We start from the raw sequence: 15,103 nt of genomic DNA, 5'->3' as shown, positions 1-15,103 counted from the left end.
TGAAGGCAGTGTCTAAATGAAGGCAGTGTCTAAATGAAGGCAGTGTCTAAATGAAGGCAGTGTTCAAATAAAGGCAGTGTCTAAATGAAGGCAGTGTCTAAATGAAGGCAGTGAAGGAGCGGGACATGGCAGCCAGGCAGCAGTGGAAGGACCTCAGCCGGGGCAGGAAGCGCGCCATCGTGGTGGCCGGGGTGCTGCAGCTGGCCCTGCAGCTCGCGGCGCTGCGCGACCTTTCCGGACGCACGCGGCAGCAAGTCAACGGCCCCAAGGCCGCCTGGGTGGCGGCGTCGTTCATTAATTTTGCCGGGCCCATCGCCTACTTTGCCAAGGGCCGCAGGAAGCAGCCCGGACGCTAGATCAGGCCCAGGCCCCGCACGGCGTCGCGCTCGCCGGCCAGTTCCGCCACGCTGGCCTCGATCCGGGACCGTGAGAAAGCGTCGACCTCCAGCCCCTGCACAATGCTGTAGTCCCCGCCGGAGGTGGTGACGGGGAAGGAGCTGACCAGTCCCTCGGGCACGCCGTAGGAGCCGTCGGACGGCACGGCCATGCTGGTCCAGTCGCCGTCCGGGGTCCCCTGCACCCACAGGCGCATGTGCCGGATGGCGGCGTTGGCGGCCGATGCCGCGGACGACGCGCCGCGGGCGGCGATGACCTCGGCCCCGCGCCGGGCCACGCGGGGGATGAACTCGTCCGCGATCCACGTCCGGTCCACCAGGTCGACGGCCGGCACCCCGTCCACGGTGGCGTGGGTGATGTCCGGGTACTGGGACGCCGAGTGGTTGCCCCAGACGGCCAGCCTGCGGATGCCGCCCACCCCCGAACCGGTCTTGGCGGCGAGCTGGGCCACGGCACGGTCGTGGTCCAGCCGTGTCATGGCGGTGAAACTCGACGCCGGGACGTTCGGGGCGTGCGATGCCGCGATCAGCGCATTGGTGTTGGCCGGGTTCCCCACCACCACCGCCCGGAAGCCGTCCGCAGCGCCGTCGTTGATGGCCCGGCCCTGGACGGAGAAGATGCCTCCGTTGGCGGAGAGGAGGTCGGCCCGCTCCATGCCCGGCCCGCGCGGCCTGGCGCCCACCAGCAGGCCGATGCCGGCGCCGTCGAACGCCTTGGCGGGGTCGTCAAAGACGTCCAGTCCGGCCACCAGCGGAAACGCGCAATCGAGCAATTCCAGCACCGTGCCCTCGGCGGCCTTGACGGCGGCGGGGATCTCCAGCAGCCTCAGCTTCACCGGCACGTTCGGACCCAGCATGGCGCCGGAGGCGATGCGGAACAGGAGTGCGTAGCCGATCTGGCCGGCAGCGCCGGTGACGGTGACCGTGACGGGGGCTGAAAGGGTGTCCATGCGGCCAGTGTAGTCCGGGGCCGCCGGGACGGGCAGGGCACGGAAGCGGCTCCGACCCGGCCCCCGGGTCCCGGGCGTCAGACGGTGGCGGTGGCGGCGTCGAACTCCAGGCGGTGCAGGCGGGCACGGTCCACCATGCCGTTCGGCTTGCCCAGGTTGACCACCATGAAGGCCTTGCGTGAGGAGCCTTCATTGAATTCGGCATCGACGCCGGCAGCGTCAAAGCCGGTCATGGGGCCGGCGGCCAGCCCTGCAGCGCGGGCGGCCACGATGAAGAAGCCGGCCTGGATGTGCGCGTTGTTGGCGGCCATGCCCTGGCGCAGGGCGTCGTTGGCGGCGAAGGTGGGCACCATGCCGGCGGCGTGCGGGGCCGTGGTGGGCAGGAGTTCGTGCCAGTCGGTGTCGTAGCTGAGCACGGCCACCACGGGTGCCGTCAGGGTCTTGGCCTTGTTGCCGTCGGCCATGTGGGCAACCAGCCGCTCACGGGCCTCGGCCGAACGCACCCACAGCACGCGCAGCGGCTGGATGTTCATCGCAGTCGGCGCCATGCGGGTCAGCGCGTAGACGGCTTCGAGCGTTTCGGCGGGGATTTCATCCTCGGCCCAGCTGTTGGCCGTGCGGGCCTCCAGGAACAGGGCCGCCGCGGCGCCCGCGTCCAAGATCAGCTCATCCTGCAGATTGATTTCCGATGCGATGTCAACGCTCACGGGCCCAGCTTTCTGTTTCGGGGGTTGTGGTTCCGTACCTTCTCAGCGTCAAAAGGCACGCAATTGTTTCCCGAGGGGGACGTGAGTTGCCTCACGTCCCTTGGGGCCGGCCGGCTTCGGGGTGCTGGCACCGCAGACCGTGCGGGGCCGCTTGCCCGGTAGCGCCGTCGCGCCCTCCCCGCCGCTCGCTCCGCTCGCGGGGGGCCCCTCGGCCGCTAGGCTTGTGCGGTGGGAATCACCAGTACGACGTCGGCCGGCACGAGCTCCTTCAGCCGCGCCCTGGCGCTCTTGGTCGCCGGGACCTACTTCATGGAGATCCTTGACGGCACCATCATTGCCACGGCCGCCGCCGGCATGGCCGCGGACCTGCACGTGCGCCCCGTGGACATCAACCTGGCCATGACCAGCTACCTGATCACCCTGGCGGTGGGCATCCCCATCAGCGGCTGGCTGGCCGAACGCTTCGGCGCCCGGAAGGTGTTTACGGCGGCCATCGCCGTCTTTGCCGTCGCGTCCCTGCTGTGCGCGCTCAGCCCCAGCCTCACCGCCCTCTGTGCCGCCCGGATGCTGCAGGGCATGGGAGGGGCGATGATGGTGCCGGTGGGCCGGCTGGTGGTGCTGCGGGACGCCGACAGGAAGGAATTCCTCGAGGCGATCGCCTACCTGACGTGGCCGGCCCTCGTGGCGCCCGTGATCGCCCCCGCGCTGGGCGGGCTGTTGACCACCTATGCCAGCTGGCACTGGATCTTCCTGATCAACGTCCCGCTGGGTGCCATCGCCTTCATCGTGGCCCTGCGGGTGGTGCCTGACCTCCGCGCACACAAGGTGCCGCCGCCGGACTGGCTGGGCTTTGTGCTGTGCGGCGTGGCGCTGGCCGCCCTGGTGATCGGGCTGGAACTGGTGGGGTCGGCGCCCACCCCGTGGGCCGGCGTCGCACTGTGGCTGCTGCTGGCCCTGGCCGGCGGGGCGGCCGCGCTGTGGTGGTTCAAGCGGTCCCGGCATCCGCTGCTGGACCTGCGGGCGCTGCGGATCCCCACCTTCCGGGTGGGAAACGGCGGCGGGGCGTTGTACCGGCTGGTCATCAACGCCGTGCCGTTTTTGCTGCCGCTGATGTTCATGGTCGGCTTTGGCTGGACCGCGTTTGGGGCCGGGCTGATGACCATGGCCGTGTTTGCCGGGAACGTGCTGGTCAAGCCGGCCACCTCGCCGCTGATCCGGCGGTTTGGATTCCGCACTGTGCTCCTGCTCAGCAACGGCGGCGGTGCCGCGGTGCTGGGCGCGTGCGCGCTGCTGCGGCCGGGGACGCCGCTGGCCGTGGTCGCGGCGGTGCTGTTTGCCAGCGGCGTGCTGCGCTCCATCGGCTTCAGCGCCTACAACACGCTGCAGTTCGCGGACGTGCCCAAGGCCCGGATGTCCGGGGCCAACACGCTGTCCTCGACCATCGCCCAGGTTGCCACCGGACTGGGCGTGGCCGTGGGGGCCCTGATCCTGCGGGCCGCCGACGTGCTGCTGGCAGGCGCCGCACCGGTGGCCGGCTTCCAGTGGACGTTTGCCGTCCTTGCCGTCATGATGCTCTACCCCGTGGCGGAAGCGCTGCTCATGCACCGCTCGGCCGGTGAAGTGGTGCGGACGCGGTAGCCGCGCTGTGGCGCGCCGGCCCTGGCCACCGCGGAAGGCGACACATTACGGCGCCTGAGCGGCGGTGTGCCATGATGCTGGCACCGGTTTTTGCCGGCCGGTCCGCACAACGCAAGGGAGCGTCGGAGCATGACAACGTGGACGATTCGTGACTTTCACCCGCAGGACGTGGAGGGGGTCCTGGCCCTGTGGCAGTCGCTGAAGGCCAACGGCGTGGAGCCCGTCTACGACCTCTCCGAGGTGCTGGCGTCCTGCGAAAAGGACCACGCCGTGGTGGCGGTCCACGGCGAGCAGCTGGTGGGCGCCGCCGTGGCCCGTGCGGCACACGACCAGGGGTGGATCGTGTTCCTGTCCACCCTGCCGGCCTTCCGGGGCCGGGGGATCGGCACCTCGCTGCTGGCCGCCGTCGAAAACCGCATGGCGGCGCACGGGCTGAACAAGCTCTCCGCGTTGATGCCGGAAACCGAGACCCGCGTGGAGGCGTTTTCCAACCGCGGCTTCGTGGTGAAGAAAAACCTGCGCTACTTTGAACGCCGCATCCCCGTCCAGCGTGCGGAGCTGGGGGCGTTGGAGGAACTGGGTGGCCGGGTCCTCCCGCGCGACCTCTGGGACCGGGTGGCGGGCATGTCGGCGGAGAAGGAACTGCTGGAGCGCAGGCTGGTGCTGCCGCTGGCCGAGCCGGAACTGGCCGAGGAGTACGGGGTGGTGCCGCCACGCGCCGTGGTGCTGTTCGGCCCTCCCGGCACGGGCAAGACCACGTTCGCCAAGGCCATCGCGTCGCGGCTCGAGTGGCCGTTTGTGGAGGTTTTCCCCTCGCGGCTGGCGGGGGAGCCGGGCGGGCTGGCCGGCGCACTGCGGCAGACGTTCCTGGACATTGCCGAGCTGGAGCACGCCGTGGTGTTCATTGACGAGGTCGAGGAGATCGCCGCGCAGCGCTCCGGCGAGCCGCCGTCGCCCATGCAGGGCGTCACCAACGAGCTGCTGAAGATCATCCCGGCCTTCCGCGACCAGCCCGGCCGGCTGCTGGTGTGCGCCACGAACTTCATCCGCTCGCTGGACTCGGCGTTCCTGCGCCACGGCCGCTTCGACTACGTCATCCCCATCGGCCTGCCCGACGCCGGCGCCCGCACCGCCCTGTGGACGCGCTTCATCCCTGCGGCCGCGCTGGAACGGGTGGACGTGGCCGGGCTGGTTGCGGCCAGCGCGGGGTTCTCCCCGGCGGACATCGAATTTGCTGCCCGCAGCGCCTCCCAGCGGGCCCTGGAAAAGGCGGTGTACGACGGCGGCGCCCCGGCGGGCGGGCCCGTCACGGCCGACTACCTGGAGACGATTGCGGACACCCGGGCCACCGTCAGCGACGCCGTGGCCCAGGACTTTCTGGAGGACATTGAGGCGCTGGCGCGGACGTAGCCGCCAGGCCGGGGACACCGGCCAAAAACAGCTCTAGGCCCAGCACAAAGACCTCCCCGGCGCTGGAGCCATCCGGCGCGTCCACGGCGTCGAGCAGGCCGGCCCGGGAGAATCCGGCGCGCGTCTGCTCCTCCATGGCCGAGCCCAGGACGTAGTGCACCAGCGCGCGGCCGGCACCCTCCGCCACCGGTGCGGGCAGGCCCTGGCCGGCCAGGAGCGCGCCAAAGCCCAGCAGCGGCGGAGGTGAATCAGGTTTCAGGGCGTGGGCCAGGGCCACCACCTCGGCGCCGTCGCGCACGGACAACAATGCTTCGCGGACGGCCAGGGCAAGGTCCCGCGCCGTGGCTGCCGCACGGCCGTCCACGGGCGCCAGGATCAGGCCGGCCAGGACCGTGAGGAGTTCCTGCTTGTTTTTTACGTGCCAGTAGAGCGCCCCCGGCTGGACGTCCAGGTCGCGGGCCAGGCGGCGCATGGAGAGGTCGGCGAGGCCGTATTCGCGCAGGATTCCCATCGCGGCATCCACGATGGCCTCACGTGTCAGCGGCATGGGCGCGCTCCTTTCCAACAGTCCGGGGTGCTGTTCGGCGGGCGGTCCGGGTGCTGCCCCGTGCCGCCTCCGCGCCAGGGCGGCGCGTCCCTCCATCTTCCCCCATCCCCGCAGCGCCTGCGGTCCATTGGACCCCGTGCGCCGCACAAGCGGCAGCAGGCGCGCAGCGCGCGCCCTTGACAGAGGGCCTCGCCCGGCACAAACTTGAACGGTGTTCAATTATTTTCACGACCTCGCCGACCGGCAGCTCGCCGGCGCCACCCTGGGCCGCGACGAAGCACTCGCCGTCCTTGAATCCACCGATGCGCAGCTGCTGGAGGTGGTGGCCGCGGCCGCCCGCCTCCGCAGGGCCCACTTCGCCAACACGGTCAAGGTAAATTACCTCGTCAACCTGAAGTCCGGCCTGTGCCCGGAGGACTGCAGCTACTGTTCCCAGCGGCTGGGCTCGGCCGCCCAGATCCTGAAGTACAGCTGGCTCAGCCCGGAGGAGGCGGCGGCCCAGGCGGCCACCGGCATCCGCGCCGGTGCCTCACGGGTGTGCCTGGTGGCCAGCGGCCGGGGCCCGAGCGACCGCGACGTGGACCGCGTGGCCGGCATGGTCACCGGGCTCAAGGGGGAACACCCGGACGTGGAGGTCTGCGCCTGCCTGGGCATCCTGAAGGGCGGCCAGGCCGAGCGCCTCAAGGACGCGGGCGTGGACGCATACAACCACAACCTCAACACGAGCGAAAGCAACTACGCCGACATCTGCTCCACACACACCTTCACCGAACGGGTGCAGACGGTGGAGCACGCCAAGGGTGCCGGACTCTCACCCTGCTCGGGGCTGATCGCCGGCATGGGGGAGAGCAACAACGACCTCGTCGACGCCGTCTTCGCCCTCCGCTCCCTGGGCAGCGAATCGATCCCGGTCAATTTCCTGATGCCCTTTGACGGCACCCCGCTGGAAGGGACCTGGCTGCTCACCCCCGGCCAGTGCCTGCGCATCCTCGCCATGGTCCGCTTCGCCTGCCCCGCCACCGAGCTGCGCATGGCCGGCGGGCGCGAGATGCACCTGCGCTCTCTCCAACCACTCGCCCTGCACGTGGCCAACTCCCTGTTCCTTGGCGACTACCTCACCAGCGAGGGCCAGGAAGGCCGGGCCGACCTGGACATGATCGCCGACAACGGCTTCGTGGTCCTGGGCAAGGGCCCTGCCGGCCAGCCCGCCACTGCGATCCGGGGCACGAACGACGCCGGCACCACCCCGGGTGCCCCCGCCACCATCCGCCGCCGCGGGGCGGGAACGGCCGTGGCGCCCAATGCCTGAGGCTGCCGGCGCAGTCCGCGCGGGCGCCGCAGCACCGGCCTGCGGGCTCATTGCCCGGGACCGCGGCCTGCTCTGGCACCCCTACGCGCCGCTGGACGGGGACGCACCCTACGCCGTCCTTGGCGCGTCCGGGACCCGGTTGACCCTGGGCGCGGCCGACGGCACACCGTTCGACGCCGTGGACGCCATGAGCTCCTGGTGGTCCGCCATACACGGCTACCGCAACCCCGTGCTGGACCGGGCGCTGCTGGACCAGGCGGGCCGCTTCAGCCATGTGATGTTTGGTGGCCTGACCCACGGGCCCGCCGTGGAGCTGGCCGAACGGCTGGTGGCGATGACGCCGGACGGCCTGGACCACGTGTTCCTGGCCGACTCCGGCTCGGTCTCCGTGGAGGTGGCACTGAAGCTGGCCGTGCAGTGCCAGCTGGGCCGCGGCCGTCCCCGGCGGACGCGGTTTCTGGCGCTGCGCGGCGGATACCACGGGGACACCTTCGCCGCGATGGGAGTGTGCGATCCCGTGGACGGCATGCACGCGGCCTTTCCGTCCCTCATCGCCGAACAGCTCTTCCTGCCCCGCCCGCCCGCCGCCCGGCTGGTTGGCGGCGAACTGCTGGCCGACGCCGAAGCACTCGCCAAGTGGGTGGGCACGCTTGAGGACACGGTGGCCCGCCACCGAGACGAGCTGGCGGCCATCATTGTTGAACCGGTGCTGCAGGGCGCCGGCGGCATGCACGCCTACGCTCCCGGTGCGCTGGCCGCCATGCGGCGCGTGGCCAGTGACAACGGGCTGCTGCTCATTTGCGATGAGATCGCCACCGGCCTCGGCCGGACCGGCAAGCTGTTTGCCTCCGACTGGGCGGGCGTGGTCCCGGACATCATGTGCGTCGGCAAGGCCCTGACGGGCGGCTACCTGACGCTCGCGGCAACGCTGTGCTCGGCCGGGGTTGCCCGTGCCATCACGGGCTCGCCGCTGCGCGCCCTGCTGCACGGGCCCACGTTCATGGGCAACCCGCTGGCCTGCGCCGTGGCCTGTGCCTCGCTGGACCTGCTGGCCGCCTCCGGCTGGGAGGACCGGGTGCGGGGGATCAGGCGCGGCCTGCAGGACGCCCTGAAGCCGGCGGCATCGCTCGGCGCGGTCCGGGAGGTGCGCGTCCTGGGTGCCGTGGGCGTCGTCGAACTTTCCGGGCCGGTCAACGTGCCGGCCGTGACGCGCGCGGCCCTGGGGCACGGCGTGTGGGTGCGGCCCTTCCGCAACCTCGTCTACACCATGCCGCCCTACACCAGCACCCCTGCCGACGTGGCCGAAATCGGCGCAGGCATCACTGCCGCCATCAGAGAGGTGCACGGCTGATGGCCCCCACGGCAACAGCCATGGACGAATGGCTGGCCGCCCGCGCGGCCGTCCGGAAACGCCGCGGGCTGGTCCGCACCGTGGGGCTGCAGCACGGCCTCGTCGACCTGGCCTCCAACGACTACCTGGGGCTGTCCTCGGACCCGCGCGTGGTCGCGGCTGCCACCGCGGCGCTGGCCCTGCACGGCGCCGGCGCCCGCGCATCCCGCGTGGTGTGCGGCACCACGGCCGCCCACCTGGACCTGGAACGGCAGCTGTGCCTGCTCACCGGCCAGGAAGCCGCCCTGGCCTTTTCCAGCGGCTACACCGCCAATCTAGGCGTGGTCGCGGCCTTGGGCGGACCCGGGACGCTCATGGTCCACGACGCCCACGTGCACGCCTCGCTGCTTGACGGCATCAGGCTCTCGCGCTCGCCGTCGGTCGCCGTGGCGCACCAGGACACGGACGGGATCCGGGCGGCACTGGCCGGGCGCACCCAGCCGCGCGCCGTCGTCGTGCTTGAATCCATTTATTCAGTGCTGGGGGACGCCGCGCCGCTCGCGGACATGGCAGCCCTGTGCGCCGAATACGATGCGCTGCTGCTGGTGGACGAGGCGCACGGGATCGGGGTGGCCGGTGCCGGGCGCGGGGCCGTCCACGCCGCCGGGCTTGCGGGGGCGGCGCACGTGGCCGTCACCGTGACGCTGTCCAAGGCGCTCGGTTCGCAGGGCGGCGCCGTCCTGGGCCCGCATTTGCTTCGGGAGCACCTGGCCAACACGGCCCGGACCTTCATCTTCGACACCGCCCTGGCCCCGGCTGCAGCAGCGGCGGCGGCCGAGGCGGCCCGGATCGTGCTGGCCGAGCCCGCCCTGGCCCGGCGCATGCTGGACAACGCCTCGCTGCTGGCCCGGCGGTGCGGGACGGACCCTGCGGCCGGCGCGGTGCAGTCCATCGCCGTGGGGTCGGCCGAGCGCGCAGCCTCGCTGGCTGCCGGGCTGCGTGCCGCCGGCGTGGCCGTGGGCTGCTTCCGACCGCCCAGCGTGCCCGACGGCGTGTCCCGGCTGCGCCTCACGGCCCGGGCCAACCTTGGTGCCGCGGAACTGGACCGGGCTGCCGGCGCCGTGGCCCGGGCAGTGGGTGCGGCATGACGTTCACGGTGGTCGGGGACCCTGCCCAGGTGCGGGAGGTCATGCGGCGCACGGAGGACTTTGCCCCCACCAACGCCCTGACCTCCGTGGTGCCCCTGGCGCCGGCCACCCTGCGCATCCTCAGCAAGGCCCGCTTTGCGCTGCCGCCCGTGCTGGCCTCCGCCACGGGGGAGCGGCACCGTGCGGTGCGGACCATGGTTGGCCGGTTTTTCACGCCCGCCAAGGTGGCCGCCGTTGCGCCGCGGGTGCGCGAGCTCGCCCGGCAGCGGCTGGACGCGGCGGCGGCCGGCCTCCGGCACGGGCCCGTGGACCTGGCCGACGCCGTGGCCCGCCACATCCCGCCGCTCATCATGGCCGGGCTCACGGGCCAGCCGATCCCGGAACCGGGCCTCCTCAATCGCTGGAGCCGGGACTCGCTGGAACTGTTCTGGGGCTGGCCGGACCCGGAGCGGCAGCAGGTCCTGGCGCGCAGCGCCGCCGAATTTTATGGCTGGCTCCGGGGCGAGGCGGCGGCCGCCCGCGGCACGGCCTCCCTGTTCGGGGTGCTGGACGCCGCCGGGCTGACACAGCCGGAGGTGTGCTCGCTGGGGTATTTTCTGGTCATTGCCGGACAGGAGACCACCTCCCTGCTGATCAGCACCGCACTGTACCGCGGCCTTGAGTCCGCCGGCACCGAGTCCGCCGGCACCGAGTCCGCCGGCACCGAGTCCGCCGGCACCGGCACCCCGGGCCCGGGCCCGGGCGGCTGGGCCGGACTCGCCGAACCCGGGCGGGCGCAGGCCCACGTCCGCCGCGTCCTCGCCGCAGAGTCCTCCGTCCACACCTGGCGGCGGGCCGCCGTCGTCGACACCACGCTGGGCGGCGCCAGCCTCCCGGCGGGGGCGGAAATCCTGCTCGAACTCAGCGGGCACCACCCCGCCGGGGCAGGGCCCACCGCCTATTCGCTGGCCTTTGGCCACGGCCTGCACCGCTGTCTCGGGGCCCGGCTGGCGGAACTGGAAACCGCACTGGTTGTGGAGGAGACCGCCGCGGCCCTGCCCGGACTGCGCCTGGCCGGGCCGCCGCCGCAGTGGCTGCGGCTGCTGTCGTTCCAGGCCCCGCTCACCGTCACCGCCACCCAGGGAGAACCGTGAAACCAGCTGCCATCACGTTTGTCACGGGCACGGACACCGACGTCGGCAAGACCGTCACGACGGCCGCCCTCGCCGCCGCCCACCGTGCCGTCGGGGCAACCGTTGCCGTCTACAAGCCGACGCAAACAGGGGTGGCCCCGGACGGTGCCGGCGACATGGCCGAAGTGTCAAGGCTCAGCGGTGTCAGGGCCGTCCACGAGGGCATCCGCCTGCGGGATCCCATGGCGCCGGTGGCCGCCGCCGTCCGCGAGGGCCGGGGGCTGCCCGCGCTGGCCCAGCACGTGGACCGGATCGCCGGCCTGGCCGGCGCGTTCGACCACGTCCTGGTCGAAGGCGCCGGCGGACTGCTCGTGGAGCTGGACGCCAACGGCAACACCCTCGCGGAGCTGGCGGTGGCGGCGGGACGGGCCTTCCGGTGCAGCACCGTGGTGGTCTGCCGCAGCGGCCTGGGCACGCTGAACCACACGCTGTTGACGCTGGAGGCGCTGGAGCGCCGCGGCCTGCCGGCCGCCGGCCTGGTGGTCGGCTCCTGGCCGCGCACGCCGTCGGACCTTGAGGAGGACAACCGCAGCTATTTCCGCCAGCTGGCCACCCCGTACCTGGGCGCACTGCCGGCCGGGGCGGCCGGCCTGGCGCCGCACACCTTTCAGGAACGGGCGCCGCGGTGGCTGCGCCTGCCGGCCGGGCCCGGACCGGGTGCTACAGCCAGGTCTTCTTCTTGAATACCACGTACATGACGGCGCCAATGAGCAACATGAGGCCGATGGCGTACGGGTAGCCCCACGGCCAGGCCAGCTCCGGCATGTTGTGGAAGTTCATCCCGTACACACCGGCCACGAAGGTCGGGGCGAAGAAGATGGCCGCCCAGGAGGAGATCTTCTTGACCTGCTCGTTTTGGGCGGCGCTCGCCTCGTTCTGGCGGTTGGCGGTCAGGGTGCCGTCCACGGTGAGCGCATTTTGCAGCAGCTGCCGGAACGAATCGGCCTTGGCCGTCAACGATTCCACATGGTCCTCAACGTCGCGCAGGTAGCGCTGCAGCTCCACGTCGACCCCGTACTTCTCAAAGCCGCCCTTGAGCCGGCCCAGCGTGTCGGGCAGGGGGTGGATGGCGCGCTGGAAGTGGATGACCTCCCGGGACAGCTGGTAAATCCGCCGGGAGACGTTGGGGTCACCGGCAAAGAGCTGGTCCTCGATCTCGTCAATGTCGTTTTCCAGCCCGGCCGCCACCGGCAGGTAGTCGTCCACCACCTGGTCAAGGATGGCGTACAGGACGGCCTCGGGGCCCTGGGCGAGCAGCTGCGGGTCGGCCTCCATGCGGTGCCGGGTGGAGGCCAGGCTGCGGGTTTCGGCGTGCCGGATGGTGATGACGAAGTTCTTGCCCGTAAAGATGTGCAGCTCGCCAAACTCGACGGCTTCCTCCGCATCCAGGTAGCGTGCGGGGCGCAGGACGGTGAACAGGACGTCGTCGTATCTCTCCATCTTGGGCCGCTGGTGTGCCTTGATGGCGTCTTCGACGGCCAGCTCGTGGAGCTGGAACTCATCGGCCAGGGAGGCCATTTCCGCGGCATCGGGGCGGAACAGGCCGATCCAGGCCATGCCGCCGCAGGCGGCCATGGCCTCGTAGGTTTGGTCCAGGCCCTGCGGGGTGGCGACGCGGACCCCGTCCACGTACACGCCGTTGTCAATGATGGTCACCTGCCCATTATGGACGCACGACGGCGGCTGCCCGGCTTCCGCGGGCGTGGCCCGGCGTGGCGTCAGCCGCGGCCCATGCCCTCCAGCAGCGGCTCCAGACGGTAGGGGATGTGTTCGTGGAGCGCCAGGGAGGTCTCGGTGCGCACCACGCCCCGGATCCGCAGCAATTGGCGCAGGGCGCCCTGGAGGTGGTGGACGTCGCGGGCGGCCAGCCGGCACCACACGTCGCCGCGGCCGGAGATCTCGTACACCTCCAGGACCTGGGGCACCGCGCGCATGGCCGCGATGACGCCGTCGAGGTCCCGGTGGGTGACCTCGATGGTGATGAAGGCGACCACGTCGTAGCCGACCGCCGCCAGGTCCACCTCACGCCCGCCCTGCCGAAGGGCGCCGCTGCGGGAGAGGCGGCGCAGGTGCGACTGCACGGTGTTGCGGGCCACGCCGAGGGATTCGGCCAGCTCGCCGATCTGGGCCCGGGGGTCCTCGACCAAGGCAAGGAGCAGGCGCACGTCGAGGGGGTCCAAAATGCTCATGCGGCTCACTCCGGGATCGTCTTGACGGGAATTCTTGATCATTTTGATTCAAAGAGTTGGAAAGTCTGGATCATAAAACTTCCCATACGCCATTCTATAGATGGATTTGCAGCATCCGGCAACACTCTGTTGCCGGTTTTCGCGGTCCCGGCCGCTGCGGCCGTGCCACACAAACCGTGCCAGACAAACCGTGCCAGACAAACCGTGCCAGACAAACCGTGCCAGACAAACCGTGCCAGACAAACCGTGCCAGACAAACCGTGAAGGGAACCGCCCGTGACCGTCCTGCAGGAACTTGCCATGCGCCCCGGCCCCGCAGCACGGTGGTCGTGGAACGCCGGCGTCGGCACGCGGCTGTTCCTGGCCGGCACGGTCATCTTCACACTCCTGGTGGGGGCCAACCTGGCCACGCCGCTGTACCCGCTGCTGCAGGCACGGATCGGCTTTGATTCGGTGGGCACCACGGTGGCGTTCACGGCCTATGTGGTGGCCCTGATCGGCGGGCTGGTGGCGTGTGGCCACTGGTCGGAGCACATTGGCCGGCGGGCCGCCCTCGTGCTGGCCGTCGTGGTCGGCCTGGCGGGCGGGCTGGTGTTTGCCACGGCCGGATCGCTGGGGGTGCTGGTGGCCGGACGCGCCCTGCAGGGCCTTGCGGTGGCCATCGGCACCGGGGCGAGCGCCGCGGCGCTGCGCGACTTGATGCCCGGCCGGCCGGAATGGGCCTCGCGGTTTACGCTGTTGGCCTCTTCGGGCGGCGTGGCCGCCGGACCCGTGGCGGGCGGGCTGCTCTCGCTGCTGCCGGACCACACCCAGGCGCCGTTCCTGGTGCATTCGGTGGTGCTGCTGGCGTTGTTGGTGCCGCTGCTGCTCCTGGACGCCCGGCCGGCAGCCAGTCCGGCGCCGGCCGGCCAGGGGCGCAGCTGCCTGCGGCCGCGCCTGCCCGCCCTGGCCCGCTCGGCGCGGGGCACGTTTTGGCTGGCGGCGTCCACCGGCTTTGTCAGCTTTGCCGTCTTTGGGTTCTGCCTCTCGCTGGCGCCCGGCTACTTTGCGCACATCGTGCAGGCCGATTCCCGCCCCCTGGTCGGGCTGCTCGCGGCCGTCACGCTGGGCTGTTCGGCGCTGAGCCAGCTGGTGGCCTTGCGGGGCCGCCACCTGGTGCCTGCCGGCCTGCTGCTGCTCGGGGCCTCGGTGGTGCTGATTGCCGCGGCCGGGACGCTGCACTCGCCCGTGCTGCTGGTGCTGGCCAGCATCAGTGCCGGGCTTGGCCAGGGCGTGGCCTTCCGGGTGGTTTTCAACGACGTTGCGGCCGCCGTGGAGCCGTCGCGGCATGCGCAGGTCATTTCCGCCGTCTACATCGTGACCTACCTGGGCAGTGCGGTTCCCGTGCTGGGGCTGGGCGTGGCCGCCAAGCTGTGGGGCCTGCAGGCCGCCGTGTCCGGCTTCGCCGTGCCGATCGCCCTGGCCTGTGCCGCCCTGGCCGCGGCCGCGCACCTGCAGAACCGGGCCGCCGTCGTGCGGTGACGGCCGGCACGGGGCCCGGGGTGCGACGGCGTTCGTCCGGGAAGCCGGGCCGCCAGCCGGCTAGGTCAGCGGGCCGGTATGGCCGGGCATGTGCTTGAACACGAGGGTGGTTTCGGTGTGGCCCACCACGGGGTCGGTGGTGAGGTTGTCCAGGACCCAGTCGCGCAGCGCGTCGGTGTCGCGGACGGCGATGTGCAGCAGGTAGTCCACCGAGCCCGAGGTGTGGAAGGTGGAGAGGACCTCGGGCAGCTTCGGCACGCGGGAGGTGAAGGTGTCGATCTGGTCGCGGTCGTGGGCGCGGAGCCTGACGGCGATCAGTGCCTGCACGGCCCGGCCGATCACGGCCAGGTTCAGCTTTGCCTCAAACCCTTCGATGGCGCCGCGTTCCATGAGCGAGCGCGTGCGCATGAGCGCCGTGGACGGGGCAATGCCGACGGCGTCGGCCAAGTCCCGGTTGGTGATGCGGGCGTCGGCCACGAGGGCGTCGATGATCTGGCGGTCCACGCTGTCCAGGGCCTCCGCCGGCCGGGAATGCCCGGCCGGTTCACGCCGAACGTTCTTCGCTGGTGACGCCACGGAACCCTCCAAAATGGTGCAAAATAGGCGAACTTGGCGATTCAAATTGCCAATAGTTCGCCATTCTACCAAATATCCGTCCACATAAGCCATGCCCGCCCATCAACGCTCGGTTGCAACCGGGGCACTTTTTCCAAGCCCTTCCGCACTGGGTGAGGGAGGGTTCGCCCGTAACGCCCCGATTGCAACCGGGGGTTGGGTGGGGGTGGGC

The 15,103-nt window shown here is 71.2% G+C and carries 15 protein-coding genes; 9 read left to right on the top strand and 6 right to left on the bottom strand.

Going from position 1 to position 15,103, the window contains the following annotated elements; all coding sequences use genetic code 11:
* Positions 1-101: 101 nt before the first annotated feature.
* Positions 102-356, top strand: a complete 255-nt coding sequence (locus G6035_RS13885) for a PLDc N-terminal domain-containing protein (RefSeq protein ID WP_256127988.1) — start codon at positions 102-104, stop codon at positions 354-356.
* Here the strand turns inward: G6035_RS13885 and G6035_RS13880 are convergent.
* Positions 353-1,345 (bottom strand): malate dehydrogenase, encoded by a 993-nt coding sequence (locus G6035_RS13880; protein ID WP_176617689.1) that lies wholly within the window; start codon positions 1,343-1,345, stop codon positions 353-355. The two genes, G6035_RS13885 and G6035_RS13880, sit on opposite strands and share 4 nt — an antisense overlap.
* A 77-nt stretch (positions 1,346-1,422) precedes the next feature.
* On the bottom strand, positions 1,423-2,052 hold the full coding sequence (locus tag G6035_RS13875) for a malonic semialdehyde reductase (protein ID WP_256884276.1): 630 nt from the start codon (positions 2,050-2,052) through the stop codon (positions 1,423-1,425).
* 228 nt (positions 2,053-2,280) lie between these two features.
* On the opposite strand from G6035_RS13875, the gene G6035_RS13870 reads away from it, so the two are divergent.
* Together G6035_RS13870 and G6035_RS13865 are read left to right on the top strand one after the other, a co-directional pair.
* Positions 2,281-3,690 (top strand): MFS transporter, encoded by a 1,410-nt coding sequence (locus G6035_RS13870; RefSeq protein ID WP_371131017.1) that lies wholly within the window; start codon positions 2,281-2,283, stop codon positions 3,688-3,690.
* Between the two features lie 129 nt (positions 3,691-3,819).
* Positions 3,820-5,100, top strand: coding sequence for an ATP-binding protein (locus G6035_RS13865; protein ID WP_176617688.1), 1,281 nt, complete (start codon positions 3,820-3,822; stop codon positions 5,098-5,100).
* On the opposite strand, the gene G6035_RS13860 is transcribed toward G6035_RS13865, so the two are convergent.
* Positions 5,042-5,647: a TetR family transcriptional regulator gene (locus G6035_RS13860; protein WP_176617687.1), complete on the bottom strand. Its 606-nt coding sequence runs from the start codon at positions 5,645-5,647 to the stop codon at positions 5,042-5,044. The genes G6035_RS13865 and G6035_RS13860 overlap by 59 nt on opposite strands.
* Before the next feature lie 211 nt (positions 5,648-5,858).
* On the opposite strand from G6035_RS13860, the gene bioB reads away from it, so the two are divergent.
* The 5 genes from bioB to bioD are packed head-to-tail and all read left to right on the top strand — an operon-like array spanning position 5,859 to position 11,289.
* Entirely contained in the window at positions 5,859-6,956 is a 1,098-nt protein-coding gene (bioB, locus tag G6035_RS13855) for a biotin synthase BioB (protein WP_176617686.1), read from the top strand.
* A complete protein-coding gene (locus G6035_RS13850; RefSeq protein ID WP_176617685.1) occupies positions 6,949-8,307 on the top strand; it encodes an adenosylmethionine--8-amino-7-oxononanoate transaminase in 1,359 nt (452 codons plus the stop codon). The genes bioB and G6035_RS13850 overlap by 8 nt, the downstream gene beginning before the upstream one ends.
* Complete coding sequence (locus G6035_RS13845; protein WP_256127987.1) at positions 8,307-9,434, top strand: aminotransferase class I/II-fold pyridoxal phosphate-dependent enzyme; 1,128 nt, start codon at positions 8,307-8,309, stop codon at positions 9,432-9,434. The genes G6035_RS13850 and G6035_RS13845 overlap by 1 nt, the downstream gene beginning before the upstream one ends.
* Positions 9,431-10,567: a cytochrome P450 gene (locus G6035_RS13840; RefSeq protein ID WP_176617684.1), complete on the top strand. Its 1,137-nt coding sequence runs from the start codon at positions 9,431-9,433 to the stop codon at positions 10,565-10,567. The genes G6035_RS13845 and G6035_RS13840 overlap by 4 nt, the downstream gene beginning before the upstream one ends.
* Complete coding sequence (gene bioD, locus G6035_RS13835) at positions 10,564-11,289, top strand: dethiobiotin synthase (RefSeq protein ID WP_176617683.1); 726 nt, start codon at positions 10,564-10,566, stop codon at positions 11,287-11,289. The genes G6035_RS13840 and bioD overlap by 4 nt, the downstream gene beginning before the upstream one ends.
* Here bioD and corA read toward each other — a convergent pair.
* A complete protein-coding gene (corA, locus tag G6035_RS13830) occupies positions 11,267-12,262 on the bottom strand; it encodes a magnesium/cobalt transporter CorA (RefSeq protein ID WP_176617682.1) in 996 nt (331 codons plus the stop codon). The two genes, bioD and corA, sit on opposite strands and share 23 nt — an antisense overlap.
* A 62-nt stretch (positions 12,263-12,324) precedes the next feature.
* Positions 12,325-12,795 carry an Lrp/AsnC family transcriptional regulator gene (locus G6035_RS13825; protein WP_176617681.1) on the bottom strand — a complete coding sequence of 157 codons (471 nt, stop codon included), beginning with the start codon at positions 12,793-12,795 and terminating at the stop codon, positions 12,325-12,327.
* A 276-nt stretch (positions 12,796-13,071) separates the two neighbouring features.
* Between G6035_RS13825 and G6035_RS13820 the strand changes: the two genes are divergently transcribed.
* Complete coding sequence (locus G6035_RS13820) at positions 13,072-14,316, top strand: MFS transporter (protein WP_176617680.1); 1,245 nt, start codon at positions 13,072-13,074, stop codon at positions 14,314-14,316.
* Positions 14,317-14,376: 60 nt separating this feature from the next.
* Here the strand turns inward: G6035_RS13820 and G6035_RS13815 are convergent, their stop codons facing one another.
* Positions 14,377-14,892 (bottom strand): Lrp/AsnC family transcriptional regulator, encoded by a 516-nt coding sequence (locus G6035_RS13815; protein WP_256884279.1) that lies wholly within the window; start codon positions 14,890-14,892, stop codon positions 14,377-14,379.
* Positions 14,893-15,103 lie beyond the last annotated feature (211 nt).

The sequence above is a fragment of the Arthrobacter sp. SDTb3-6 genome (assembly GCF_013376095.1).
GTDB lineage: Bacteria > Actinomycetota > Actinomycetes > Actinomycetales > Micrococcaceae > Specibacter.
Note: the sequence above shows the minus strand (reverse complement) of the source record. Positions and strands in the feature narration are given on the sequence as shown.

Coding starts and splice junctions, on each gene's coding strand:
- G6035_RS13845 (WP_256127987.1), top strand. CDS start 8,307: ATGGCCCCCACGGCAACAGCCATGGACGAATGGCTGGCCGCCCGCGCG.
- G6035_RS13840 (WP_176617684.1), top strand. CDS start 9,431: ATGACGTTCACGGTGGTCGGGGACCCTGCCCAGGTGCGGGAGGTCATG.
- G6035_RS13825 (WP_176617681.1), bottom strand. CDS start 12,795: ATGAGCATTTTGGACCCCCTCGACGTGCGCCTGCTCCTTGCCTTGGTC.
- G6035_RS13880 (WP_176617689.1), bottom strand. CDS start 1,345: ATGGACACCCTTTCAGCCCCCGTCACGGTCACCGTCACCGGCGCTGCC.
- G6035_RS13850 (WP_176617685.1), top strand. CDS start 6,949: ATGCCTGAGGCTGCCGGCGCAGTCCGCGCGGGCGCCGCAGCACCGGCC.
- G6035_RS13885 (WP_256127988.1), top strand. CDS start 102: ATGAAGGCAGTGAAGGAGCGGGACATGGCAGCCAGGCAGCAGTGGAAG.
- G6035_RS13860 (WP_176617687.1), bottom strand. CDS start 5,647: ATGCCGCTGACACGTGAGGCCATCGTGGATGCCGCGATGGGAATCCTG.
- G6035_RS13865 (WP_176617688.1), top strand. CDS start 3,820: ATGACAACGTGGACGATTCGTGACTTTCACCCGCAGGACGTGGAGGGG.